The organism is Acidobacteriota bacterium (genome assembly GCA_012729555.1).
In the GTDB taxonomy this organism is placed as follows: domain Bacteria; phylum Acidobacteriota; class UBA6911; order UBA6911; family UBA6911; genus UBA6911.
The window spans coordinates 48,471-70,367 of sequence record JAAYCX010000051.1 but is presented as its reverse complement, the minus strand read 5'-3'; the positions used below and the strand labels follow the sequence as shown (position 1 = coordinate 70,367).

The 21,897-nt window shown below is 65.2% G+C and carries 22 protein-coding genes; 10 read left to right on the top strand and 12 right to left on the bottom strand.

The genetic code is table 11. The features are described from left to right. Window positions 1–23: 23 nt before the first annotated feature. Complete coding sequence (locus tag GXY47_10245; protein NLV31523.1) at window positions 24–698, bottom strand: TIGR00153 family protein; 675 nt, start codon at window positions 696–698, stop codon at window positions 24–26. A gap of 159 nt (window positions 699–857) precedes the next feature. Between GXY47_10245 and GXY47_10240 the strand changes: the two genes are divergently transcribed. Then, window positions 858–2,639 carry a hypothetical protein gene (locus tag GXY47_10240; protein NLV31522.1) on the top strand — a complete coding sequence of 594 codons (1,782 nt, stop codon included), beginning with the start codon at window positions 858–860 and terminating at the stop codon, window positions 2,637–2,639. Window positions 2,640–2,782: 143 nt separating this feature from the next. Here the strand turns inward: GXY47_10240 and GXY47_10235 are convergent, their stop codons facing one another. From GXY47_10235 to GXY47_10215, 5 genes are all read right to left on the bottom strand, one after another. After that, the gene (locus GXY47_10235; protein NLV31521.1) at window positions 2,783–3,916 is read right to left on the bottom strand and encodes a radical SAM protein; all 1,134 of its coding nucleotides are present in this window, start codon (window positions 3,914–3,916) and stop codon (window positions 2,783–2,785) included. Between the two features lies 1 nt (window position 3,917). Then, window positions 3,918–5,255: a hypothetical protein gene (locus GXY47_10230; protein NLV31520.1), complete on the bottom strand. Its 1,338-nt coding sequence runs from the start codon at window positions 5,253–5,255 to the stop codon at window positions 3,918–3,920. Window positions 5,256–5,351: 96 nt separating this feature from the next. Beyond that, window positions 5,352–5,678 carry a hypothetical protein gene (locus GXY47_10225; GenBank protein NLV31519.1) on the bottom strand — a complete coding sequence of 109 codons (327 nt, stop codon included), beginning with the start codon at window positions 5,676–5,678 and terminating at the stop codon, window positions 5,352–5,354. A 16-nt stretch (window positions 5,679–5,694) separates the two neighbouring features. Next, a complete protein-coding gene (locus tag GXY47_10220) occupies window positions 5,695–6,594 on the bottom strand; it encodes an SDR family NAD(P)-dependent oxidoreductase (GenBank protein ID NLV31518.1) in 900 nt (299 codons plus the stop codon). After that, window positions 6,591–7,499, bottom strand: coding sequence for an SDR family NAD(P)-dependent oxidoreductase (locus GXY47_10215; GenBank protein NLV31517.1), 909 nt, complete (start codon window positions 7,497–7,499; stop codon window positions 6,591–6,593). Before GXY47_10215 ends, GXY47_10220 begins: the two co-directional genes overlap by 4 nt. Window positions 7,500–7,640: 141 nt before the next feature. Here GXY47_10215 and GXY47_10210 point away from each other — a divergent pair, with 141 nt between their 5' ends. From GXY47_10210 to GXY47_10180, 7 genes are all read left to right on the top strand, one after another. Next, complete coding sequence (locus GXY47_10210; protein ID NLV31516.1) at window positions 7,641–8,609, top strand: NAD-dependent protein deacetylase of SIR2 family; 969 nt, start codon at window positions 7,641–7,643, stop codon at window positions 8,607–8,609. Next, window positions 8,606–9,382, top strand: coding sequence for a protein-ADP-ribose hydrolase (locus GXY47_10205; protein ID NLV31515.1), 777 nt, complete (start codon window positions 8,606–8,608; stop codon window positions 9,380–9,382). The genes GXY47_10210 and GXY47_10205 overlap by 4 nt, the downstream gene beginning before the upstream one ends. 108 nt (window positions 9,383–9,490) lie before the next feature. Beyond that, the gene (locus GXY47_10200; GenBank protein NLV31514.1) at window positions 9,491–10,948 is read left to right on the top strand and encodes an aldehyde dehydrogenase family protein; all 1,458 of its coding nucleotides are present in this window, start codon (window positions 9,491–9,493) and stop codon (window positions 10,946–10,948) included. A 60-nt stretch (window positions 10,949–11,008) separates the two neighbouring features. Continuing rightward, window positions 11,009–11,491 (top strand): DUF4279 domain-containing protein, encoded by a 483-nt coding sequence (locus tag GXY47_10195; GenBank protein NLV31513.1) that lies wholly within the window; start codon window positions 11,009–11,011, stop codon window positions 11,489–11,491. Between the two features lie 206 nt (window positions 11,492–11,697). Then, window positions 11,698–11,916, top strand: a complete 219-nt coding sequence (locus GXY47_10190; GenBank protein NLV31512.1) for an aldehyde dehydrogenase family protein — start codon at window positions 11,698–11,700, stop codon at window positions 11,914–11,916. A gap of 846 nt (window positions 11,917–12,762) precedes the next feature. Next, window positions 12,763–13,095, top strand: coding sequence for a hypothetical protein (locus GXY47_10185; protein NLV31511.1), 333 nt, complete (start codon window positions 12,763–12,765; stop codon window positions 13,093–13,095). A gap of 11 nt (window positions 13,096–13,106) precedes the next feature. Beyond that, the gene (locus tag GXY47_10180) at window positions 13,107–13,325 is read left to right on the top strand and encodes a DUF4926 domain-containing protein (GenBank protein NLV31510.1); all 219 of its coding nucleotides are present in this window, start codon (window positions 13,107–13,109) and stop codon (window positions 13,323–13,325) included. A gap of 123 nt (window positions 13,326–13,448) precedes the next feature. Here GXY47_10180 and GXY47_10175 read toward each other — a convergent pair whose 3' ends face one another. From GXY47_10175 to GXY47_10160, 4 genes are all read right to left on the bottom strand, one after another. Further along, on the bottom strand, window positions 13,449–13,646 hold the full coding sequence (locus GXY47_10175) for a type II toxin-antitoxin system RelE/ParE family toxin (protein NLV31509.1): 198 nt from the start codon (window positions 13,644–13,646) through the stop codon (window positions 13,449–13,451). Window positions 13,647–13,692: 46 nt separating this feature from the next. Beyond that, window positions 13,693–13,947: a hypothetical protein gene (locus GXY47_10170; protein NLV31508.1), complete on the bottom strand. Its 255-nt coding sequence runs from the start codon at window positions 13,945–13,947 to the stop codon at window positions 13,693–13,695. 153 nt (window positions 13,948–14,100) lie between these two features. Further along, window positions 14,101–15,033, bottom strand: a complete 933-nt coding sequence (locus tag GXY47_10165; protein NLV31507.1) for a PDZ domain-containing protein — start codon at window positions 15,031–15,033, stop codon at window positions 14,101–14,103. Window positions 15,034–15,062: 29 nt separating this feature from the next. Next, window positions 15,063–16,775 carry a hypothetical protein gene (locus GXY47_10160; GenBank protein NLV31506.1) on the bottom strand — a complete coding sequence of 571 codons (1,713 nt, stop codon included), beginning with the start codon at window positions 16,773–16,775 and terminating at the stop codon, window positions 15,063–15,065. A 195-nt stretch (window positions 16,776–16,970) separates the two neighbouring features. Here GXY47_10160 and GXY47_10155 point away from each other — a divergent pair, with 195 nt between their 5' ends. Together GXY47_10155 and GXY47_10150 are read left to right on the top strand one after the other, a co-directional pair. Further along, entirely contained in the window at window positions 16,971–17,762 is a 792-nt protein-coding gene (locus GXY47_10155; protein NLV31505.1) for a metalloregulator ArsR/SmtB family transcription factor, read from the top strand. Continuing rightward, the gene (locus GXY47_10150) at window positions 17,696–18,055 is read left to right on the top strand and encodes a hypothetical protein (protein NLV31504.1); all 360 of its coding nucleotides are present in this window, start codon (window positions 17,696–17,698) and stop codon (window positions 18,053–18,055) included. The genes GXY47_10155 and GXY47_10150 overlap by 67 nt, the downstream gene beginning before the upstream one ends. Window positions 18,056–18,091: 36 nt before the next feature. On the opposite strand, the gene GXY47_10145 is transcribed toward GXY47_10150, so the two are convergent. Beyond that, on the bottom strand, window positions 18,092–18,769 hold the full coding sequence (locus GXY47_10145) for a hypothetical protein (GenBank protein ID NLV31503.1): 678 nt from the start codon (window positions 18,767–18,769) through the stop codon (window positions 18,092–18,094). Further along, window positions 18,766–21,897, bottom strand: a complete 3,132-nt coding sequence (locus tag GXY47_10140) for an efflux RND transporter permease subunit (GenBank protein ID NLV31502.1) — start codon at window positions 21,895–21,897, stop codon at window positions 18,766–18,768. Before GXY47_10140 ends, GXY47_10145 begins: the two co-directional genes overlap by 4 nt.

Below are 21,897 nucleotides of genomic sequence, written 5' to 3'. Positions count from 1 at the left end.
GTTCCTTTGCGCGGGTGCGGGGCTTACGCCTTGAAAAAGGTGCGGAGGCGCTTGGTCATCTTTTCGGCCGAATTGGCGATGTTGCCGATCACCTTGAAGATCTCGAACCAGAGCATGACGTCCACGGGGGAGAGCCGGTCCTCCAGCTGGAACAGGTGCTGCGCGAGCCGGTACTGCTTCTTGTCGGCCTCCCACTCCAGGGCGCTGACCGCGTCGATCATCCCGAGGATCTTTTCGGCCTCGTGGCCGCCGAAGGAGGATTCGATCATCCTGTCGAATTCCCGGGTGATGTCGACGCAGAGGTAGGCGGCCTCCAGGCATTTGTCGAGGTATTCGAAGAGCCCGTCCCTGAACGCGTCCGGGATCCGGGTCGTGCGGACGGTGACGAGGACGGCGAGGTCCTCGCACATGTCGGCGATCCCGTCCTGGGCCGAGAGCACCGCCAGCAGGTCGCTCCGGTCCACCGGCAGGAAAATGCTCTTGGACAGGTTGTCGCGCAGGTTCACCTTGATCAGGTCGACCTCGTGCTCGATCCTCATGATCCTGCGGGCGGCCTCGTTCTCCGCCCCCTTCCCCTCGGCCACCGCCTCCATCATGGGGCGGACCTCGTCGAGGCAGAGCTTGACCTTCTCCATGTGCTCCTTGAGCAGGGGGAAGGGGGACTGGCCGAACAACTGGGAAATGGTGGAGGGTTTCATCTCGATGTCCTTTCGCGCGCGGCTGCAGCGCCGGGGGGTTCGAACCCGGCCCCGGCCGCACAGGAACCATTATCGCAATCCGGCATAATCGGTTATGATAGCATGACTCAAATCGATAGATCTCCCGTAAATCCGGGGCGGCCCAAAGGAGGCAGGCTGATGAACATACCCATGCATCGATTCAAATACACGAAGCTGACGAAGGACCAGGTGGGGCGGAAGCTCGAGGCCGCCGATTCCGGTCCGGTTTGCGTATCGGAATTCTCGGACGCCCTGTCGGGCAAGTCCCTGAAAATAGTGACCGACGGCGGCCCTGTCCTGGAATACGCCTTCAGGGACAAAAAGCGGCTCGAGCTGTCCGAAAACGGCGGGAAGAAGATCCGCGCGGGGTATGGGGGGCTGACGCTCGGGCAGGTGGTTTTCTTCTCCCACATGATCCCGGGGGCCCAGAAGGGGTACAACGTCTTCGTGGACCGGGAGACGCACCTGGTCACGGTGTTCGAGGTCTGGCTCTCGAGCGGCCGGAAGGAGAAGACCTTGGGGCAAAAGGAAATCACGGTCGACGACCGCGAGGTGCAGCGGCAGATCTATTTCGGCTACGTCGACGCCCCGGGCCGGAAGGCGCCCGAGGCGCGCCACCACCTGACCAACCGGATCGAGGGGAAGGGGATGTACTGGAAACAGGACACGGGAATCGAGACCCTCGAATTCTACGCTTCGGTGGCCAGCTCGAATTTCGCGGACCTGACGCGCCACAACGACGACCTCGCCTACTGCAGCCCCTCGGACTACGTGCTGGTCAACGACAACATGTTCATCTACGACCGGACGGAGTGCGAGTTTTCGGGCATCTTCACCCTCTTCGTCGCCGACCTCTTCACGGAGACCCAGGCGGGGGTGCGGCTCGGCCTGAACGAGAAGGACGAGCTGGAATACTACATGTTCCGGGGGACGGGCAAGGTGGTCGGGGAACTCACCCGGCTGGAGCCGTTCGACGAGCACGGCAAGAAACCGATGGTCGTCCAGTCCGCCTCCGACCCGCAGTCCCCGGGGAAGGGGCAGCGGCTGGTCTACCGCCCGGTGCGCGACTTCCAGTACATGTCCGACGAGGAGGTGCACCAGGCGGCGCAGAAGAGCACCAAGGCCTTCGGCGGCGGGATGGAGGCGGTCCAGGCGATGGCGGGGAACAACATGCCCTTCAGCGACATCCTGGTCGGCAGGGAGTTCACCCTCCGCTACGACAGCGGGGGGCCGGTGCGCCATTACCAGGTCGGGGAGAAGTACCGGCTCAAGTACCGCGAGGACGGGGAGACCGCCTGGCACGAGGTGGACTACCGCGCTTACGAGGCCGACGACCGGCTGGCCTGGTTCAGCCACCTCCTGGTCGACAGCAAGCCGCGCGCGAGCGTGCAGGTGGCCCTCGACCTGATCAACGGGCTGACCACCTGCATCCATTCGCAGATGGGGACGGAGTACTACGGCAACGAGACCTCCTACTACGCCCTTTTCGGCGTGGCCGAGATGAAGGGGGTGAACGCGCCGCGGTACCTGCGCCACACCTTCACCGACGAACTGGTGGGGCACGCCTTCTCCTGGTCCTACAGCGACCAGATGACGTCGATGCACCTGTATACCACCCCGCACTCCCATTCCTGGACCATCTTCACCGAAAACCAGACGATGGGGGCCCAGTGGTGCGCCCCCTGCATCTACGTCAAGGTACGCGACGGGGTCTACCTCATGGCCGTCAACGAGGAGGCGTGCAACGGCTCCCAGATGATCGTCCTGATCAACACCCGGATCACCCACGACTGCGGCTTCGGATTTTCGGGGGGCGCGGGGGGGGTGAACCTCAGCCTGACCGGGGCGATCGGCCGCCACATCGGCTGCTACGACGTCAGGGACTACTTCCCACCGAAGGTCAGGGGAAAAAAGGCCTGACGGGGCCCCCGACATCGGGCGAAAAGGACGCATATTTTCGCCCGATGTCGCGGGATCTGCAGGAAATCCTCGATGGCTCCGGCAGGGGCTGTTCCGGGCGGACACAAACCGTAGCGAGCCCAGGGCGCCATGGGAGCGAAGCGCTAGGCTCTGAGGTATCCTCCCGCCTTCCGGATCCACGCCGTGGGACGGGCCACCTCGTCGAGGGCCCGGATCCTCGAGCCCTTGCGCCGCTCCACGATCCGGCGCACGGTGACCTCCCCCAGCCCCGGGACCCGCAGCAGGTCGCGCGCGGGAGCGCGGTTGATGTCCAGCGGGAAGAACTCCGGGTGCCTCCGCGCCCACTCCTCCTTCGGGTCGAGTTCCAGCGGGAGGTTGCCGGAGGGGTCGAAGCCGATCTCCGCGGCGGCGAACCCGTACCGCCGCATCAGGAAATCGACCTGGTAGAGGCGGTGTTCCCGGGCCAGGGCGTCCCGGCCGGTCCGTGCGCCCTCCCCCGCCGGCGCGGAGTCCCCCGGCCCCTTCTGGTAGGCGCTGAAGTAGACGCGCTGGAGCCGGAGCCGGTCGTAGAGCCCCCCCATGTAGCGCACGATCTCGGCGTCGGTCTCCTCCGCCGCCCCCACCACGAACTGGGTGGTCTGCTTCACCCGCTCGTAGCGCGCGCCGGGGGCCGTCAGGCGGCTGACCAGCTTGATCGGCTCCACGATGTCGTGCAGGAAGTCCTTGCGCCGGGAGAGGCGGGCGAGGTGGCGCGCCCCGGGGGTCTCGATGTTGAGCGAGACCGCGGTCGAGAGGGAAACCGCCTCCTCGACGGCGGCGGCGCTGGCGCCCGGGATGATCTTGAGGTGGATGTAGCCCCTGAAGCCGTGCCGGGTGCGCAGGATGCGGGCGACGCGGATCAGCTGCTCCATGGCGGCGTCGGGCGTTCCCGGCACCCCCGAGGTGAGAAAGAGGCCGAACACCCTGCCGCGCGTGTAGTAATCGAGGAAGGCCCGGACGGTCTCCTCCCCGGTGAGGGCGCAGCGGCGCACGTCCTGGTCCGCCCGCAGCGGGCAGTAGAGGCAGTCGTTGGCGCAGACGTTCGAGACCAGGGTCTTGAACAGGACGCTCGTGCCCCCGCCGGCGAGGGTCACGGGATAGATCCAGCCGTCCCCGGACCCTCGCCGCCGGCGGTCGTCCTTGCCGGTGCCGCAGGCGCACGCCAGGTCGTACTGGGCGTCCGCGCTCAGGATCTCGAGCTTCTGCCGGGTGTCCGGGCTGCTGACGAGGCCGATCATTTCACTCCCGTGTGCCCTCGTAGGCGCCGCGCCCCCCGTCCGCGCCTTCCTCCCCGCCCCGGGGTGCGGGCGCGCCGGGACGCCACCGATCGACGGAGACGGTGGCGACATGGTCGAAATCGGAAATCTTCCACAACGGGCTCGTCTCCCCCCCCACGACCAGGAGGTTCACCTTGTCCGGCCGGTGGTAGGGGGCGATGGGGGCGTCCTCCGGCAGCCGCTTCCAGTCGGCGTAGGGCTTCACCCCGGCCAGGGCCAGCGGCGTCACCAGCATGTCGATGATGTCGTTGCCCCAGAAGCGGCCCGCGGGAAGGGTCACGTTTTCGGAAATCCAGCGGCTCGCGTCGGCCTTGCTTGCGAACCCCTCGTTCTCCCGGAGGTGGCGCGCCGTGAGCGGGTCCAGGATCAGGGTGGCGGCGGAATAGAGGGCGGGGAGCGCCTGCATCTGGATCCGGACCTCCTCCCCCCAGGAGCGCCGGGCCGCGGCCCCCATGCTGTTGATCAGGTTCCACCCCCGGAAGAGGCTGACGACGCTCTCGCCGGCGCCGTGCCCCTTCGTGACGTGAAACGGCTCCCAGACGCTCCGCTCCTCGTTTTCGGCCATGCAGAGGTTGTTGTAGGAATAGTTGTTCCCCTGGGAGGTCCAGAAGGTGCGGCGGGGCCGGGCGTATCCCCACAGGATGCTCATCAGGGTCCAGGCGCGCCCGATGACGGCGTTGGCCCGGCTGTAGGGTCCCAGGGCCCCCATCCCTGAATTCATCCCGATCTCGCCCCGGATCGGGCCGTTGACCAGGAGCGCGCTGGCGAAGGGGAGGGTCGAGGGCTGGATCGCCGGCTGCCCCGCCGAGGCGACGGCCAGCAGCACCGGGAGGTGCTCCGGCCCCGCCCCGGCCATCACCGCGGCGACGGCGACCGCCTCGACCGAGACCCTCAGGGTTTCCTGCGTGTCGACGAGCAGCGCCTTCCCCGCCAGCTTGTCGGGCCTCTGGCCGGTGCCGGCGAGCATGCGCGCCACCCGCTCCTCGGTCGGCAGCACGACGGGGAGCCCGTCGCTCCACCCGCGCTCGGTGAACAGGCGCTCGAGGTTTTCCTCCGTGTCCGGCTCGAGCAGGCGCCGGTGCTCCGGGACGGGGCGCACGACGGCGTGGTTGCGGCTCTCCTCTTCGGAATAGGGGCGGGTGAGGGCCTCGAGGATCTCCGCGATCACCGGACGCCCGGTGGCCGGGTCGTTCCCCTCGATGTAGCGGGCGAGGACCGCGGGGGGCATCGAGACCACGGGGTGGGGCGTGAAGACGAAGCGCAGGGGGACCCCGTGAAACTCGCGGTCTTCCCGCTCCATGCGTTCAAAGGCGATGGTCGAAACCGGCGCGGTGGGGATCCCGTATTTCAGCTCGAGGGTGCGGCAACATCCGGCGACCGCCGTGACGCAGCCGGGTCAACCCGCGACCCCGAAGACGACGGCGTCCCCCTTTTCCTTGATCTCCTTCCACAGGTCGCGGGTGTCGTCCCGGAAGATGAAGCCCGTCTTGCGCTTCACCACGGTCCGGACCGTCGGCATGTGCCGGGCGAACCACGCCTGCAGCTGCTCCATGAAGCGATCGCTCCCCCCGAAGCCCTGGTTGACGAGGTACACCGTTTTGCCGTCGAGGCTTTCGGGGCGCGCCGCCATCTCCCAGCGGGGAACGCCCGCCCCCGAACCTTCGGTCACCGGGACCAGGGGGCCTTCCGGGTTCAGCACCACCATCCGTTTCCGTGTCGTCATCGTACGTTTCTCCCTGTCAGCCGATCGCGTCGGCCCCTTTCCTGTCCTTTTCGAGCCCCTCGCGCCGCCCCTGCTCGAACGCCAGGCGCTCGGCCGGGACCTCCCCCGCGGGGACGGCCGCGAGCGTCCGGTCGAACATCTCCCTCAGTTCGTCCCGGAATTCGGGGTGGCTGAAGATGTAGAGGTCGTTGGCGCGGATTCCGGCCAGGACCTTTTCCCCCACCTCCTCCGGGTCCATCCCGAACCGGTGGATTTCGGGGAGCCGGTCCATGAAGCGGCGGTTGCGCTCGGTGTTTTCGGGCGAGGGGAGCGCATCGGGCCGCATCTTTTCGCTTTCGTAGATCGCGCTGTTGATCAGCCCGGGGCAGAAGACCGAGACGCCGATGTTGTGGTGGTAGAGGCTCAGCCGGAGCGCCTCGCTCAGGCCGCGCACGGCGAACTTGGCGGCCGTGTACGCCCCCGCCAGCGGGCTCGGCAGGAAGGCGGCCATCGAGGCGGTGTTGACGATGTGGCCCCCTTCGCCGTGCCGCCGGATGCGGGGGACGAAGGTCTGGACGCCGTTGACCACCCCGCCGAAATCGACCCCCATGACCCAGTCCCAGTCGTTGTAGGTGCACTCCTCGATCGGGACGAAGAGGTTGATCCCGGCGTTGTTGCACACGATGTGCACCCGGCCGAACACCCGTTCGGTCTCGTCGGCCGCGCGCGCCATCGCCTCGCGGTCGGCCACGTCGAGCAGGATCGGGTGCACTTCCGCCCCCCGCTCGAACCCGGCCATGGCGCGGTCGAGGCTGTCCCGGCGGATGTCGGCGATCGCGACCCGGATCCCGTTTTTCAGAAACACCCGGGCCATCCCCAGGCCGGCGCCGCTCGCCCCGCCGGTGATGAAGGCCACCTTCCCTTCCACGTTCTTCATGCGCGCCCCTTCCTTTCGAGGATCTCCCGGTATATGGGATTGGAGGTCAGAAAGGCGAATTCCTTCGCCCGTGCGCCGTCGACCGGCTCGTCCGGGAAGGAGGCGAGCATGGCCTCCATTTTTTCCGCGACCCCTTCCCGGAATTCCCGGTGGGTGAAGATGTACAGATCGTTGCGCCGGATGCCGTCGAGCACCCTCCGGCCGCACTCCCCGGGGCTCATCTCGCTCCGGAAGGCGGGGCGGTTCTCGATCCGGCGCTCCATTTCGGCGTAGCCGCTCTCCTTCCGGTACTTTTCCGGCCGGAGACGCCCGGTCCGGCTGATCCGGGTGGCCACCGGCCCGGGGCAGAAGGCGGATATTCCGATCTTGTCCGGGGCCAGTTCCCCCCGCAGCGCCTCGCACAGGGCCACGACCGCCCCCTTGGCCGTCGAGTAGATGGCGGTGCCCGGCAGCGGGAGCACCCCCGACATGGAGGAGGTGGCGACGATGTGCCCCCCCTCGCCGTGGCGCAGGATGCGGGGGAGGAAAACCTGGAGGGCGTTGACGACGCCGCCGACCATCACTCCCAGGGCCCAGTCCCAGTCGCCGTATTTCGCGTCCCCGACCGGGCCGAGGATGCCGACGCCGGCGTTGGCAGAGAGCACGTGAATTTTGCCGAACACCCCCTCCGCCTCGTCGGCCGCCTGCTCGAAAGCCGCGCGGTCGGTCACGTCGAGGAGCAGCCCGTGCACGCTCTCTCCGCGCCCCCGCTGCCGGAAGCCCCGGAGGGCCTCCCCGAGGTAGTCCTCCTGCATGTCGGCGATCACCACCTTCATGCCGGCGTCGACCATCGCTTCGGCGATCCCGAGCCCGATCCCGCTGGCGCCCCCCGTGACGAAGGCCCCCTTCCCCTCAATGTCCAGCATGTCCCCCTCCGTTTCCTTCCTTCGATTTTACACCGGTTCGGACGGCGCCCGGTCCAAAATCGGGCCCGGCCCCGGGGCCGGAGCGCCCTTTACGCCCTCCCCCCCGATGGGTAATATGGAAAGGTTTGCGGGGAGGTCCGGATGCGTGAGAGTGAGTGGATATACGCGAAGGCCGGGAGCGGAGGGCTGGCGGAAGCGGTCGACGCCCTGGGGGAGTGGCTCGAGAATTCCGACCGGGTCCTCGTCGGCGCGGGGGCCGGGCTTTCGGCCGCCGCCGGGCTCAGCTACCTCGACGAGGACCTCTTCCGGCGGTTTCAGCCCGAGATGGCGGCCCGGGGCTACCACTACCCCTACCAGCTGTTCGAGCGGGAGAAGGAAGGGTGGCCCGAGGCGAGGGAGTGGGCCTACCTCGTCCGGCATATCCATTTCGTGCGCCACGTCTTCCCCCCGGCCGAACTCTACCGGAAACTCCTCGCGCTCCTTGCGGGGCGGGATTTTTTCGTCGTCACCTCCAACTGCGACCGGCAGCTTTTGCGCACCGGCTTCCCCATGGAGCGGGTGTTCGAGGCCCAGGGGAGCTACGACCGGCTCCGCTGCACGGCCGGCTGCACGCGGGAGACCTGGGCCGTCGAGCCCGTCATCGACCGGCTCCTCCCGCTCATCGACCCGGAGACCTTCACGATTTCCGATGAGAGCGCCATCCCCCGCTGCCCCTCGTGCGGGGCGTCGCTCGCGACGGCGTTCCGCTCCTTCGATGGGTACCGGGAGGAGCGGGGGCGCTACGAGGAGTGGATCGAGGGGACCGCGGGCGGACGCCTCTGCATCCTCGAACTTGGGGTGGGGTTCAACACCCCGGGGGTCATCCGCTGGCCCTTCGAGCGGTTGGCGCACCTGCACGGGCGGGCCCACCTCTTCCGCGTCAACCGGGAGTACCGGGAGTGGCCCGGCCACGGGGGCTTCGCCATGGTCCCGGCCGAACTCGCGGGGCGGGCGACCCCGATGCCGTGGGACGCCGGCGAGGTGATCGAACGGCTGCACGTCCGGTTCGCGAAGGCGGAAGGCGCACCGGCGGGCGCGCCGGCGGGCGTGGCGGCCGGGGAGGGGGCATGACCCAGGAGGAGAGGCTGCGGACCCTGATCGAGGCGCTGCTGGCGGAAGACGACCGGTACCGCGGCGTGGCGGTTCCGCAGGGAGGGGAGGAACGGTGGCGGCTGCTCCGCTCCCTCATGAACGTCCGCCCCGCCCGCCCGGCTGGCGAGGAATTCCTCCGGGTGCAGGACGAGTACCTGCAGGCGGAGACGGCCCGGCGGGGGGTGGTCGACGCCGACGCCCTGCCGGCGACGGCCGACCCGCGCCTGGTCCTGTGGCGGGGGGACATCACCACGCTGCGGATAGACGCCATCGTCAACGCCGCCAACAGCCGGATGGAAGGGTGCTGGGAGCCGTGCCACGACTGCATCGACAACTGCATCCACACCTGGGCCGGGGTGCAGTTGCGGCTGCGGTGCCACGAGATCATGGAGCGGCAGGGGCACCCGGAACCGACCGGGCGGGCCGAGATCACCCCCGGCTACAACCTCCCGGCGCGATACGTGCTCCACACGGTGGGGCCCATCATCCACGCGCGGGTGTCGGAGCGCGACCGGGAGCTGCTCGCTTCCTGCTACTCCCGCTGTCTTAGGCTGGCCGAAGAGAACGGCTGCCGCGCCGTTGCCTTCTGCGCGATCTCCACCGGGGTCTTCCGCTTCCCGCGGGAGGAGGCCGCCGGGATCGCCGTGCGCACGGTCCGGGAGACCCTCGACCGGGGGTGCGGGGTCGCCCGGGTGGTCTTCGACGTGTTCACGGCCGGCGACGAGGCGGTCTACCGCCGGTTGCTGCAGTAGCAGCGGCGGCCCGTCCCCGCTGGAAAAGGCGCGCGCCGCTCGATAGCCGGTGGAAAATCGCCCCGGCCGGATTATGATGGGGGGAGGCATTCAACCAAGGAGGGGGCCATGGTCAGGGAATACCGGATGTACATCGACGGGGCGTGGAGCGAGGCGGCCGACGGCGAGTTCTACGAGGACTTCAATCCCTTCACCGGGGAGGTTTTCGCCCGCGTGGCCTCGGGCAAGCGGGCCGACGCCGCCCGCGCGGTGGCCGCCGCCGCGGCCGCGTTCCCGGCCTGGTCCCGCACCCTCCCCTCCGAGCGCCGGCGCCTCTTCCTCAAGGCCGGCGATATCCTGGAGCAGAAGAGGGACGAAGTCGTGGCCATTCTCGCGGAGGAGACGGGCTGCGCCTCCGGTTTTGCCATGTTCCAGGCGGGCTTCACCCCCGGGTTGCTGCGGGAGGCCGCTTCCCAGGTGCACCAGTCCGCCGGGGAAATCCTCCCCTCCGACCTCCCCGGCGCCTTTCACATGACCCTGCGCCAGCCGGTGGGGGTGGTGGCCGGCATCGGGCCCTGGAACGCGCCGCTGATCCTGTCGCTGCGCTCGATCTGCATGCCCATCGCGTACGGCAACACGGCGGTGCTCAAGCCCTCGACCGAGTCCTCGGCCGCCGGCGGCGTCCTGATCGCCGAGGTGTTCCACCAGGCCGGCTTTCCCAAAGGGGTCCTGAACGTCGTCACCAACGGTCCCGGCCGGAGCGGCGAAATCGGGGACGAGTTCATCGAGAACCCGATCGTGCGCCGCATCTCCATGACCGGTTCCTCCTCCGTCGGGCGCCAGCTGGCCGAGAAGGCGGGGCGCCACCTCAAGCGCGTGGCCCTGGAACTGGGGGGGCAGAACCCCATGATCATCCTCGCCGACGCCGACATCGATCACGCCGTGCGCGCCGCCACCTTCGGCGCCTTCCTCCACCAGGGGCAGATCTGCATGTCCACGCGCCGCATCCTGATCGAGCGCCCGGTGGCCGCCCGCTTCACCGAGCAGTTCGTCAAGCGGGTGTCGGGCCTCAAGGTGGGGAACCCCCGCGACCCGGAAACCGTCATCGGGCCGATCATCAACCGGGGCCAGCTCGAGGACATCCAGAAGAGCGTGGCGGGCGCCGTCAGGGACGGCGCGCGGATCCTGTGCGGAGGCAGGGCCGAGGGCCCCTGCTACCTCCCGACCGTGGTCGCGGGAGCCCGGCCCGGCACCCCCTTCAGCTGCGAGGAGACCTTCGGCCCGGTGGTGTCCATCATCGAGGTGGACGACGTCGAGCAGGCGATCGCCGTGGCGAACGAAACCCGCTACGGGCTCTCCGCCTCGGTGATCACGCGCGATTTCAACCGGGGGCTGGCCATCGCCGAGCGGATCGAATCGGGGATCGTGCACATCAACGACCAGACCGTGCACGACGAGCCGCAGGTCCCCTTCGGGGGGATCAAGGACAGCGGCTGGGGCCGGTTCGGCGGCCGCGCGGGCCTGGAGGAATTCACCGAGCTGCGCTGGATCAGCATGCAGCGCTCCCCGCGCCAGTATCCTTTCTAGTACTACCGTGTCATAAACAGTTGGATTTTGCGAACCTGGTAATATTGTACATTATCTGCGATGATTGATAACAAAACAGATAATTTCCTTTTTTTACACCCAATCGATGATTCGGATGAATCCTGTGAACGGACATGCGCAGAATTGCGTATCTACTCAGGTAAAATGAAACCCTCGGAAGTGACCGAGATAATGGGAATTAAACCAACGGAAGAGGTAATTGCTGGGGAGAAGCATTATGGCATTATGACGGGACGTGTTCGGATTGACAAAGTTAACTGTTGGTTTTTGTCTTCCGAAACATTTGTCATATCGAAAGATCTGAGACGCCACCTGGATTGGATATATGAAAGATTGGAACCACGTACTGAAGCCATAAAATTGCTTCAGGCAGAAAGAGGGGTCGAAATGCTTGTACATTGCATCTGGTGGTCTCAATTCGGAGGAGGCGGTCCGACGCTTTGGCCAAAGCAAATGCGTAATCTAGCCGATCTGAATCTCGAGTGTACTTTCGACTTTCAATATTACGGTGATGAAGAGTAAGCGTGCATTGATCCCCGACAGAGCGACATATTTTCTGTAAGTTCACTCTTCTTGCATGACTGGGCCACTGTTTTTCATGCGCAAGTAGGTAAGCGTGCAATGATCCCCTCATTCCCAAGGGCCTGGTGAATGCCTATGATACCCCCGAACAACGGGAGGAATCATGGCACTCAAAACAGGACAAACCAGTTGGGAAATTCTGTGCAATGATTAAGCGGAGACAACGCGGAGAGAGGAACGAATCGGAGATCGTGCACATCAACGACCAGACCGTGCACGACGAGCCGAAGATCCCCTTCGGGGGGATCAAGGGCAGCGGCTGGGGTCGGTTCGGCGTCCGGGCGGGCCTGGAGAAATTCACCGAACTGCGTTGGATCAGTATGCAGCGCCCCCCTGCGCCAGTATCATTTCTGGCAGGTTGGTGAGCCAATATGGGGGGGTGCCCACTAGAAAGCAGGAAGAACAGAAGCTTTTTCCTATGAATCAACAATTGATTAGAGATGATGAAATCAGGAAGCTAAACAAGCTCTAGGCTAGATAATGGGACATTGACAAAGCTAGGGTGCGTCGGGATTTTGGGGTCAACATCAGATGAACAAGCGTAAAATTCTTCGATTCCTAATTTCATGTTGCCTGTCGATGTGCATTGTTTTTGCGATGAGTACCAGCTTTCGGTTTGTGTCATCACAGGACGATTTAACAGCATTTGACAAGATAATGGATTGTTTATATATACCAGCCATTGGCTTTCTCGACCTTCTTTTGGGAGAGGGTTCCCACTTCGACCGCATCAAGATCTATTGGGGAGTGTCATTTCCATTTTACGCCGCTGCACTATGGAGTCTTCTCTATTTGTTGGAATGGATATTTGTACGAAATAGAAGATGCGATGGGAAGCATTAGCCGGTATATGTGAAATTCCGATAGATCCCCCACGCGACCCCCGGCCATCTATTGCCCGCTTGCAGGTATTGCGGCTCCAGCCGCGAATTCCCCCAGAATCCGGGTTCCCGTACCATTAAACCACCGGAACTCTTGCGCGTCCAGAGGGCGTGAATCCAAGCAGCACAAATCGGATTTCGAATAGGGATATTGGGAAACTCACAAATTCTGTTAGCGAACACCCAAAAGCCGCCACGGCCGAACGCTTGAAAACCAAAAGCTGAAGTTGATCTACACGGCCACGCACCCGGCACGACCTGAACGAAAGCTTGTCGAGGAGCCGGAAAAGAAATGGGGTCGTGTTACAATGCCCAAGGGAGAGCGACACGGTGAAACTGCCGAATGGAGAACGGGCTGTCGTTGATGGAAAGAAGCTGCAGGATTACTGCCTGAATCCCGAGCATCGTCGTGGGTGCCACAAGGCTCGGGTCTTCAAGTCATCACTGGGGATCACGCTTGAACATGTCCAGGATCTTCAGCGTGCGCTGCGGGCGGCGGCAGTAAACAATGATGCAATGCCGGAAGAGCACGATGAGTATGGTAGACGGTATGTGGTAGACTTCAGCATAACCGGGCCATCGGGACAGGCGGTGGTCCGAAGCAGTTGGATCGTTCGCCGGGGAGAGGATTTTCCCCGATTGACGAGTTGCTATGTATTGTAGAGGAAGATGAAATGAGCGAAAGCATCAAGCTTCTTGATGTTGTGGCATTGACGGACGAGCTGCCTGCCCGGAAACTTCGCCGTGGACAAGTGGGAACGGTTGTCGAGCTGCTGGGGCAGGATGTGTTTGAGGTGGAGTTTGCGGATAATGACGGCCGCGCCTATGCCAGTCTGGCGCTGAAAGAAGACCAGCTGTTGGTTCTGCATTACAAGCCGAGAGAAGCAGCCTGACGTCAGGCCTCGCCGGAAAAAGACAAAAGCCCCCCGGCTACGGGTCGCTCCCCCCTGCGGTGACGAAATCTGGGGACGTCCCGGCTCTGCCGGTCTCCTGAACGACACGGGCCGGGACCGGTCTCAGCGGTAGATCTCACGACGGTGCCCGATCCGGTACACGCGCACCACCGATGATGCATCGTCAATTGTATAGAGAATGCGGTAATCTCCCATTCTGACGCGATAGCCTGTTGTCCCCACCAGTTTTTTGCCTCCCGGCGGACGCGGATTCCTCTGCAGATCGTCCGGGACATCAGCGATCTGTTCGCGCACGTGCATCGGCAAATCGCGGTATTCACGGCGCGCATGGGTTTCCAGCTCGAGCTTATATGGCAATTTTGCCCCTTGTCAGGCGATCCTCACGCTTGATGTCTTCCCACGCATGGAAGCCTGTGGCTTCCCTGATGGCATGCTGAAGGTCGGCGGCATCCACCAGGTCCTCGAGTTTTTCCCTCAAGGCGGCTTCGAGGACAAAGTTCTTTTTCAGCCCGAGGGCCTTGCAGACATCATCGAGCTCGGCAATCAGGTCCGCTGGTAGTTTGGTGGCAAAGGGTGCTGTTTTCATAGTGGTTCCTTTCATGCTTTATCATACCAGGGCATTTAAAATCATGCCATGGAGAACTTTCCGTGGCGTCGGAAGCGATGGAACGCCCGCGTGGCAGGGATGAGCCAGGGGGACGCGCGTTTGGCTGTGCTGGAGCAGCCTCCAGCGCGCCCCGCGAGACCAACCGTTCTAGAAAAGGTGCAGAACGGAGGCGTCGTCGAGAAGGGAGGCGACGGCGCGCGATCGGAGCACGGTGGCTGCAGTCCACGAGCCGCGGCCCTGCCAGAAGAGATGGTAGGTCAGGGTGACGGGCCGCCCCGCGCGGCGGAGCCTGATCTCGACGTCGTCGGACCCGTGCGCGTCGAGGCAGGCCCGGACGCCGTCGAGGAGACTGTCGACCGGCCTGCCGTTGACTGCCAGCAGCACGTCCCCCTCCCTCAATCCGAGGCGATGGGCCGGACCGGCGGGATCGAGTCCGGAGATCCGCACCCCTTCCATGGAGTCCCCGCGGAGCGCCGCCTTCAGCGAGAAATCGAGGACCCGGTCGGGGTCGCCCCCGAACACCCGGTACGGATTCAGGTCGAACTCGCGTTCGCCGATCTTTCTGTACCCCTCCGCCCCGGTGGCCTCCGGGGCATCCGGGCCGTTCCGGGCACCGCGGCGGGAATGGAGCCGCAACCGTTTCCTGACGCCGTTCTTTTCCAGGACGACATAGTTGCTCCTGATAGCGGCCAGGCGGGAACCATCGGGAAGGGGGTCGGGGACGGCGTAGGCGCGGGTGGTCCCCGCTTCCAGGTCTTCGATGACGGCGCGGCTGGCGCCCTGGGCCGAAGGATCCGCGATGATCCCGGCCAGCCGATAGGCTCGGAACCGCTCCCCCCTCTGGAGGCTCCCGAGCAGGTACCGGACCGCGGCACGCGTGTTCCACCCCTCACGGAGGCCGGCCGCGGAAGCGGAGGGAGGTGCCAGGGACGGCGCCGTTTGACCGGCCGTCTCTCCGATCGACACAACGGTCCCCGCCGCCTCCGTAATCGTCGGGTGCGCCGGCAGTCGGAAGACCAGCCAGGCGCCGGCCAGTCCCGCCAGCAGCAGGACCGCGTGCGAAGCGTGAGGAAATCTCATAGCCTTCCCATTCCCGGCCGCCGCGGGGATCAGAGATCGGGCATGCCGTGGCAGCGGTCGCAGCGCACCATGTCTCCCCGGGCGTAACTGAACGTTTTTCCCTCCACGCTGAATGCCCGGGCGACCGGCACCCGGGCGAGCGGCGTCCCGGTCAGGTTCGCCCCGTGACACGCCTTGCACCCGTTCTTGTTGTTCTCGTAGAACTCCTCGTGCCCTTCGTCGTACCACCGGGAGTCGTTGACGTTGTGAAGGCCGTGGGGACCGCTGGTCGTGCGCGCCAGGCTCGAGGGCGCATGACAGGTGGTGCATTCGATGACCGGGCCCGCATGCCCCTGCAGCATCTCGGCGGCCAGGTTGTCGTTCGCGGCCGCCGAGGCGTTGGGCCAGACGGCATGGGTGCTGCCGTGGCACCCTTCGCACAGGATCCCCCCGTGCCCCTTGCTCGCGCGGTACAGGGCGTTCGTGTTCTCGGCAAAACGCTTGTTGGCCGCCAGGAGCGGGGAAGCGGCGGCGTCTCCCGTCCTGTAGGCCTGGCGCAGCCTGAAGGGCCAGTCGGGATCGGCCGCCAGGGCGGACCCGGCAAGGTAGCCGAGGGCGTCTCCCGTGTGGCACGACTGGCAGCGGGGCAGGTCCTTCCACGGCCTGCGTGCGTTGCCGTCATTGGTGCCGTCGATGCTGCCCCCCGCCAGCAGGGCGTAACTGCCCCCCACCGCGAGCATATCCCCGTGGCAGGCGTGGCAGTCCATCCCGCCCGTCTTCATGGCCCCGCGCTGGCATTGGGTGACGTTGCCCGGGTGGCACTGGTAGCACGTCTCCTGCACCGTCGCGCCCGGGGGGAAGACCGGCTGGCCGTTCGCCTCGAGTCCTCCGTGAAATTCGTGCATGACACCCGAGAAATTCGGGTTGCCGATCTGCGCGCCGGCCGGCCCCGTGCCGGCCAGGTCGAGCGCCGGCGAATAGTGGCACCCCGCGCACAGGACCGGCTGGGAGGCTTCCAGGGAGGTCTGGTGCCCGGCGTCGTGGAGCCTCAGGATGTTGATCTTGCTCTGGACCTCCAGGTCCGGGGACAGGGACCACGCGGTGCCCGGGTCGCTCGCGGCCATCGCCCCGGTCTTGTGGCAGGTCTTGCAGTCGGTCTCGGCGGAAACCGGGACGACCACGTCCAGGTGGCCGAGCGCGGCCCCGCTTACGGCATCGGCGGCGGCAATGCGAAGGAGCGGGTAGGGGTTGCTTTCCAGGTCGTCGTCCAGGGGGGTGATCGGGATCCCCTCGGCGTGAAAGACCGCTTTCTGGAGATGGTACGGCATGGGCTGGGGGCCGTTGGTGTAGGGCTGTTCCCGGGGCATGTACACCCCGGTCAGGCCCTCCCCTGCGGGGAGCGTCATGCCGAAGAGCGCCCCGGCGTACTGCCAGAAATTGGTTTTCCCCAGGCTGAAACTGTTGACGGACCCCGCGGGGTCGGCGACGGCGTCGAAGGTGACCCTGACCTCCGTGTGATCGGCCAGGTAGGGGCGCCCGGAGCCGTCCCGCCGGACCACCTGCGCGTTGACGATGTTGTAGGGGGGCAGGATCGAAAAAATCGAGAACTCCGAGTCGATGCAGTGCATCCCCAGGTCGTTGGCCGCAAGGACAGTGGCCGCACTCGAAACCGGGGGTGGGTCGTTGCCGTCCGGATCCGTGCCGCCGCCCGAGCACGCGGACAGGAAAACGCCCAGGCCGACTATCAAAACGATATCGCGCATGACTGCCTCCATGGGGGGGGCAAATGCCGTTTTTCCTACCCAGATGCATGAAATTCTAGCCCGGCGTCATCCGCGGTGCCAATAAGGGAAAACCCTGATGAAGGCATGCGAAAAACGAAGAAAAGGACCGCCCCGATGAGGAAAGGCGTTGACCGGAACTCAATAATTCAATATAAAGCAAAATACTGAAATATCATGACGAACCCGAATCGACGCTTCAAGACGGCCATCTATGAGCAATTCGCCCGCATCGGGAAGGCGGTGTCCCACGGCGGCAGGCTCGAATTGCTCGATCTGCTGTGCCAGGGGCCGCGCACGGTGGAGGTCCTTGCGCGGGAAGCCGGCATGGGGCTCCCCAACGTATCGCAGCATCTGAAGGTACTGCGCGAGGCACGGCTCGTGGAGGCCGAAAAGCAGGGACTTTATGTCACTTACAGGCTCGCGGACGGGGAGGTGTGCGAGTTTTTCCGGGCCCTGCGCCTGCTGGCCGAGGCCCGCCTGGCCGAGATCGGGGAGATCACCCGGCGTTTCATGGAGGCCCGAGGGGACCTCGACCCGGTGGATCGACGCCAACTGCTGGCCAAAATCCGGGACGGGGGTGTCACGGTCCTGGATGTCCGCCCGCCCGAGGAATATCGCGCCGGGCACCTCCCGGGTGCGCTGTCAGTTCCGCTCGACGAGCTGGAGCGGAAGCTCTCGGAACTCCCGGTCGACCGCGAGGTGGTCGCCTACTGCCGCGGCCCCTACTGCGTGCTTGCGCTCGAGGCGGTGGAGAGGCTGAAGGCCCGGGGCTACAGGGCGTCGAGGCTGGAGGAAGGGGTGGCCGACTGGAAGGCGCGCGGCCTGCCCGTCGCGGCCGGGGACGATGCCTCCCATTCCGTTTCCGGAACCAACGAATCCTCTATCGAGGAGTGGAAGAGATGCAGAAGATCCTCATCATCATCAACGACGCCCCCTACGGGACCGAGAAAGCCTACAACGCCCTGAGAATGGCCATGACTCTGCAGAAGGAGCACGGCGGGGAAGCGGCCGTCAGGATCTTCCTCCTGGCGGATGCGGTTTTCTGCGCCCTCCCCGGGCAGGGCACCCCCACCGGTTATTACAACATCGAGCGGATGCTTCGATCGGTGATCCTGAAAGGGGGGGAGGTCAAGAGCTGCGGCGGCTGCAGCGAAGCCCGCGGCATCGACAAGGTCCCCTTCATCGAAGGGGTGCAGCTGAGCAACATGAAGGAGTTCGCCCGGTGGACGGTGGAGAGCGACAAGGTCCTCACCTTCTAGATCCGGGGCTTTGGTGGAAACCGGGGAGGTCCCCCATCATTCGGCTTCCAGGTCGTAAAGCCTGAGCTTCAGTCCTCTGTACAGCGCCGGGTCGAGCGGGGCCTTGAGGGAGAAATCGTACACGCGGGTGCGGCCGAATTCCCGCCGGTTGTTTTCATGGACGTGGATTTCCAGGTGATACCGGTCCCGGGACCACACCGACTCGATGTCCCGGCCGAGCTTCCAGGCGCGGGCGTCCCTGGCGTTGTCCGTGGCGTAGAGGATGGCATCCCCGGTGAACCGGAGAACGCCTTCGCAGCCGCCGAAGGTGTGGTTGTGTTTGACCGGCACCGCATGCCCGGGGGCGGCGGTGCCGGGCACGACGCGGTCGGTCACCGGGCGGCCGAGCCTGCGGCTGATCTTTTCGAAAATCGCATCGGTGAGTTCCCCTTCGGTCAGGACGAAACGGTAGGACCTGTCGCGGCCGAGGTACCGGGTTTCATCCTCGTAGCTCAGCAGGACAAATTCCCGCGGGCTGATCCGGTCGAGGTGCTGAATGTCCCGATAGGGCCAGTTTCTGCTGTCCTCGGGCCGCTCCGAGCTGTACCGGATCCCATCGTCGGTGACCTCGATCGTCCCGCGGCCGTCGCCCCGGAACCGTTTTTCATGGGTCACGCTGAACGTCTGCGCGGCCAGCGGCTGCGCGAGAAAGAGCCACAGGACAAGGTATCTCATCGGGCCTCCTTCAAATGGTGGAATCCCCTGAAGGGCCCGGCCTGCGGCAGGGCGCGCGCCTTCAAAAGATAGAAAATCACGGGGTAGAGCAGCAGCTCGAGGATGCCGGAGGTCACCAGCCCTCCGACCATCGGCGCCGCGATGCGTTTCATGACGTCCGATCCGGTCCCGCTGCTCCAGAGGATCGGCAGGAGTCCGATGATGGTCGTCCCGATCGTCATGATTTTGGGGCGCACCCGCCTGACCGCGCCCTCGTATACGGCGTCGGCAAGATCGTTCCTGTCCCTGAGGAGGCCCTCCTTCCGGGCCTTCTCGAAGGCGTGGTCCAGGTACAACAGCATGACCACCCCCGTTTCCGCGTCGAGGCCCGCGAGGGCGATGATGCCGACCCAGACCGCGATGCTCATGTTGTAGTCGAGCAGGTACAGGAGCCAGACGGCCCCCACGAGCGAAAACGGCACCGCAAGAAAGACGATGCCCGTCTTGACGACCGACCGGGTGTTGAGAAAGACGAGCACCACCGCGAGGACGATCGTGAGCGGAATGACGTACATCAGCCGTTGCCGGGCCCGCTCCATGTATTCGTACTGGCCGCTCCAGGCGACGGTGTACCCGGCGGGAACCTTCACGCGCTCCCCGACAATCCTCCTGGCGTTTTCGACGTAGGTGCCGACATCCACGCCCCGGAGGTCGACGTACACCCAGGCGTTGGGCTTCGCGTTCTCGCTCTTGATCGACGGGGGCCCGACGGCGAACCTCAGACCGGCCAGCTGCCCCAGCGGGATGTGCTGACCCGTGGGGGTCGAAACGAGGACGCCGCGGAGCCTCTCCACGCTGTCGCGCAGCTCCCGGCCGTATCTCAGGTTCACGGGATACCGCTCCAGCCCTTCGACCGTCGTGGTGATGTTCATGCCGCCGACGGCGGTCTGGATCACGTCCTCGACGTCGCCGACGGTGAGGCCGTATCGGGCGATGGCGTCGCGGTCGATCTCGATATCGAGGTAGTTCCCCCCCATGACCCGTTCCGCATAGGCGCTCAGGGTTCCCGGCACGGTGCGGACGACGCTCTCGACTTCTTTGCCCAGCCTCTCCAGCACCTCCAGGTCCGGGCCCGCCAGTTTGATCCCCACGGGAGTCTTGATCCCGGTGGAGAGCATGTCGATGCGGGTTTTGATCGGCATGGTCCAGGCGTTGGTGAGCCCCGGGACCCGTATGGCGGCGTCCAGTTCCGCGGTCAGTTTTTCCACCGTCATCCCGGGGCGCCACTCCTTTTCGGGCTTGAGCATGATGGTGGTTTCGATCATGGTGAGGGGCGCCGGGTCGGTGGCCGTCTCCGCCCGACCGATCTTGCCGAACACGTGGCGGACCTCGGGAAATGTCCTCAGGATCTTGTCCGTCTGCTGCAGCAGCTCCCGCGCCTTGGTGGCCGAGACCCCCGGGAGGGTCGTGGGCATGTACAGCAGGTCCCCCTCCCACAGCGGCGGCATGAATTCGGAGCCGAGCCGCTTGTACGGTATCCATGTCAGCGCCATCGCCAGGAGCGCGAATCCCAGCACCGGCCATTTGAACCGCATCACGAATTCCAGCATCGGGTGATAGACCCGGACCAGGAAGCGGCTGACCGGGTTTCTGCTCTCGCTCCGGATCCGGCCGCGGATCCAGTACCCCATCAGGACGGGAACGAGGGTGATGGAGAGAAAAGCCGCGGCGGCCATGGCGTAGGTCTTGGTGAACGCCAGCGGCTTGAACAGCCGCCCTTCCTGCTGTTCGAGCGTGAAGACGGGCAGAAACGACACCGTGATCACGAGCAGGGAGTAGAAGAGCGCCGGTCCCACCTCGGTCGCCGCATCGGCGATGATGCGCCAGTGCGGCTTCCTGCCGGCGTCGCGTTCCAGGTGCTTGTGGGCGTTTTCCACCATGATGATGGCGGAATCCACCATCGCCCCCACGGCGATCGCGATCCCCCCCAGCGACATGATGTTGGCGTTGATCCCCTGGAGGTGCATGACGATGAACGAAACCAGGACGGCCACCGGCAGGGTGATGATGGGGACGAGGGCGCTGCGGAAATGCATCAGGAAGACGATGCAGATGAGCGCCACGACGATGAACTCCTCGAGCAGCTTCCGCAGGAGATTGTCGACGGCCCTCTCGATCAGGTCCGAACGGTCGTAGGCGATTTCCACGCTCACGCCCTCCGGGAGGCCCGTTTTGACGGCGGCGAGCCTTTCCTTGACGTCCTCGATGACCTGGCGCGCGTTCGCGCCGAAGCGGACGACGACGATGCCGCCCACCGTTTCCCCCTCCCCGTCCCACTCCGCGATGCCGCGGCGGATCTCCGGCCCGTATTGAACCGTTGCCAGGTCCCCCAGGAGCACCGGAGTGCCTTGCCCGTCCACTCCCAGCGAGATTTTCCGGATGTCGTCCAGGGACCGGATATAGCCGAGGCCGCGGATCATGAACTCCTTTTCCGCGATTTCCAGCAGCCGTCCCCCTACATCGTTGTTGCTGCGCTCTACGGCCGCGCGGATCTTCGAGACGGGGATGCCGTAGGCCCGGAGCCTGTTCGGGTCGACCGTGATCTGGTACTGGCGCACGAAGCCGCCGATGGTGGCGACCTCGGCCACCCCCTGTACGCCCGTCAGCTCGTATTTCAGGTAGAAATCCTGAATGGAACGGAGCTGGCCGAGGTCGTGCCGGTCCGATTTCAACGCGTACATGAAGGCCCACCCTACGCCGGTGGCGTCGGGTCCCAGCGTCGGCGTAACTCCCCGGGGGAGCCGGCCGGAAACATAGTTCAGGTATTCCAGGACACGGCTCCGGGCCCAGTACATGTCGGTCCCGTCCTCAAAAATGATGTAGACGAAGGAAAACCCGAAAAAGGAGTACCCGCGTACGACCTTGGCGTGGGGCACCGCCAGCATCTGCGTCGTCAGGGGATAGGTGACCTGGTCCTCGACGATACGGGGGCCCTGGCCGGGGTACTCGGTATAGAGGATCACCTGGACGTCGGAAAGGTCGGGGATGGCGTCCAGGGGCGTGTTCCGGACCGAATATATCCCGGCCCCGGCCAGCAGGGCCGTTGTCAAAAGGACCAGGAACTTGTTTTCGATCGACCACTCGATGAT

Bases quoted from the DNA above. Each gene is read 5' to 3' on its own strand.
- GXY47_10245 (NLV31523.1), bottom strand. From the start codon at position 698: ATGAAACCCTCCACCATTTCCCAGTTGTTCGGCCAGTCCCCCTTCCCC.
- GXY47_10240 (NLV31522.1), top strand. From the start codon at position 858: ATGAACATACCCATGCATCGATTCAAATACACGAAGCTGACGAAGGAC.
- GXY47_10235 (NLV31521.1), bottom strand. From the start codon at position 3,916: ATGATCGGCCTCGTCAGCAGCCCGGACACCCGGCAGAAGCTCGAGATC.
- GXY47_10230 (NLV31520.1), bottom strand. From the start codon at position 5,255: ATGGAGCGGGAAGACCGCGAGTTTCACGGGGTCCCCCTGCGCTTCGTC.
- GXY47_10225 (NLV31519.1), bottom strand. From the start codon at position 5,678: ATGACGACACGGAAACGGATGGTGGTGCTGAACCCGGAAGGCCCCCTG.
- GXY47_10220 (NLV31518.1), bottom strand. From the start codon at position 6,594: ATGAAGAACGTGGAAGGGAAGGTGGCCTTCATCACCGGCGGGGCGAGC.
- GXY47_10215 (NLV31517.1), bottom strand. From the start codon at position 7,499: ATGCTGGACATTGAGGGGAAGGGGGCCTTCGTCACGGGGGGCGCCAGC.
- GXY47_10210 (NLV31516.1), top strand. From the start codon at position 7,641: ATGCGTGAGAGTGAGTGGATATACGCGAAGGCCGGGAGCGGAGGGCTG.
- GXY47_10205 (NLV31515.1), top strand. From the start codon at position 8,606: ATGACCCAGGAGGAGAGGCTGCGGACCCTGATCGAGGCGCTGCTGGCG.
- GXY47_10200 (NLV31514.1), top strand. From the start codon at position 9,491: ATGGTCAGGGAATACCGGATGTACATCGACGGGGCGTGGAGCGAGGCG.
- GXY47_10195 (NLV31513.1), top strand. From the start codon at position 11,009: ATGATTGATAACAAAACAGATAATTTCCTTTTTTTACACCCAATCGAT.
- GXY47_10190 (NLV31512.1), top strand. From the start codon at position 11,698: ATGATTAAGCGGAGACAACGCGGAGAGAGGAACGAATCGGAGATCGTG.
- GXY47_10180 (NLV31510.1), top strand. From the start codon at position 13,107: ATGAGCGAAAGCATCAAGCTTCTTGATGTTGTGGCATTGACGGACGAG.
- GXY47_10175 (NLV31509.1), bottom strand. From the start codon at position 13,646: ATGCACGTGCGCGAACAGATCGCTGATGTCCCGGACGATCTGCAGAGG.
- GXY47_10170 (NLV31508.1), bottom strand. From the start codon at position 13,947: ATGAAAGGAACCACTATGAAAACAGCACCCTTTGCCACCAAACTACCA.
- GXY47_10165 (NLV31507.1), bottom strand. From the start codon at position 15,033: ATGAGATTTCCTCACGCTTCGCACGCGGTCCTGCTGCTGGCGGGACTG.
- GXY47_10160 (NLV31506.1), bottom strand. From the start codon at position 16,775: ATGCGCGATATCGTTTTGATAGTCGGCCTGGGCGTTTTCCTGTCCGCG.
- GXY47_10155 (NLV31505.1), top strand. From the start codon at position 16,971: ATGACGAACCCGAATCGACGCTTCAAGACGGCCATCTATGAGCAATTC.
- GXY47_10150 (NLV31504.1), top strand. From the start codon at position 17,696: ATGCAGAAGATCCTCATCATCATCAACGACGCCCCCTACGGGACCGAG.
- GXY47_10145 (NLV31503.1), bottom strand. From the start codon at position 18,769: ATGAGATACCTTGTCCTGTGGCTCTTTCTCGCGCAGCCGCTGGCCGCG.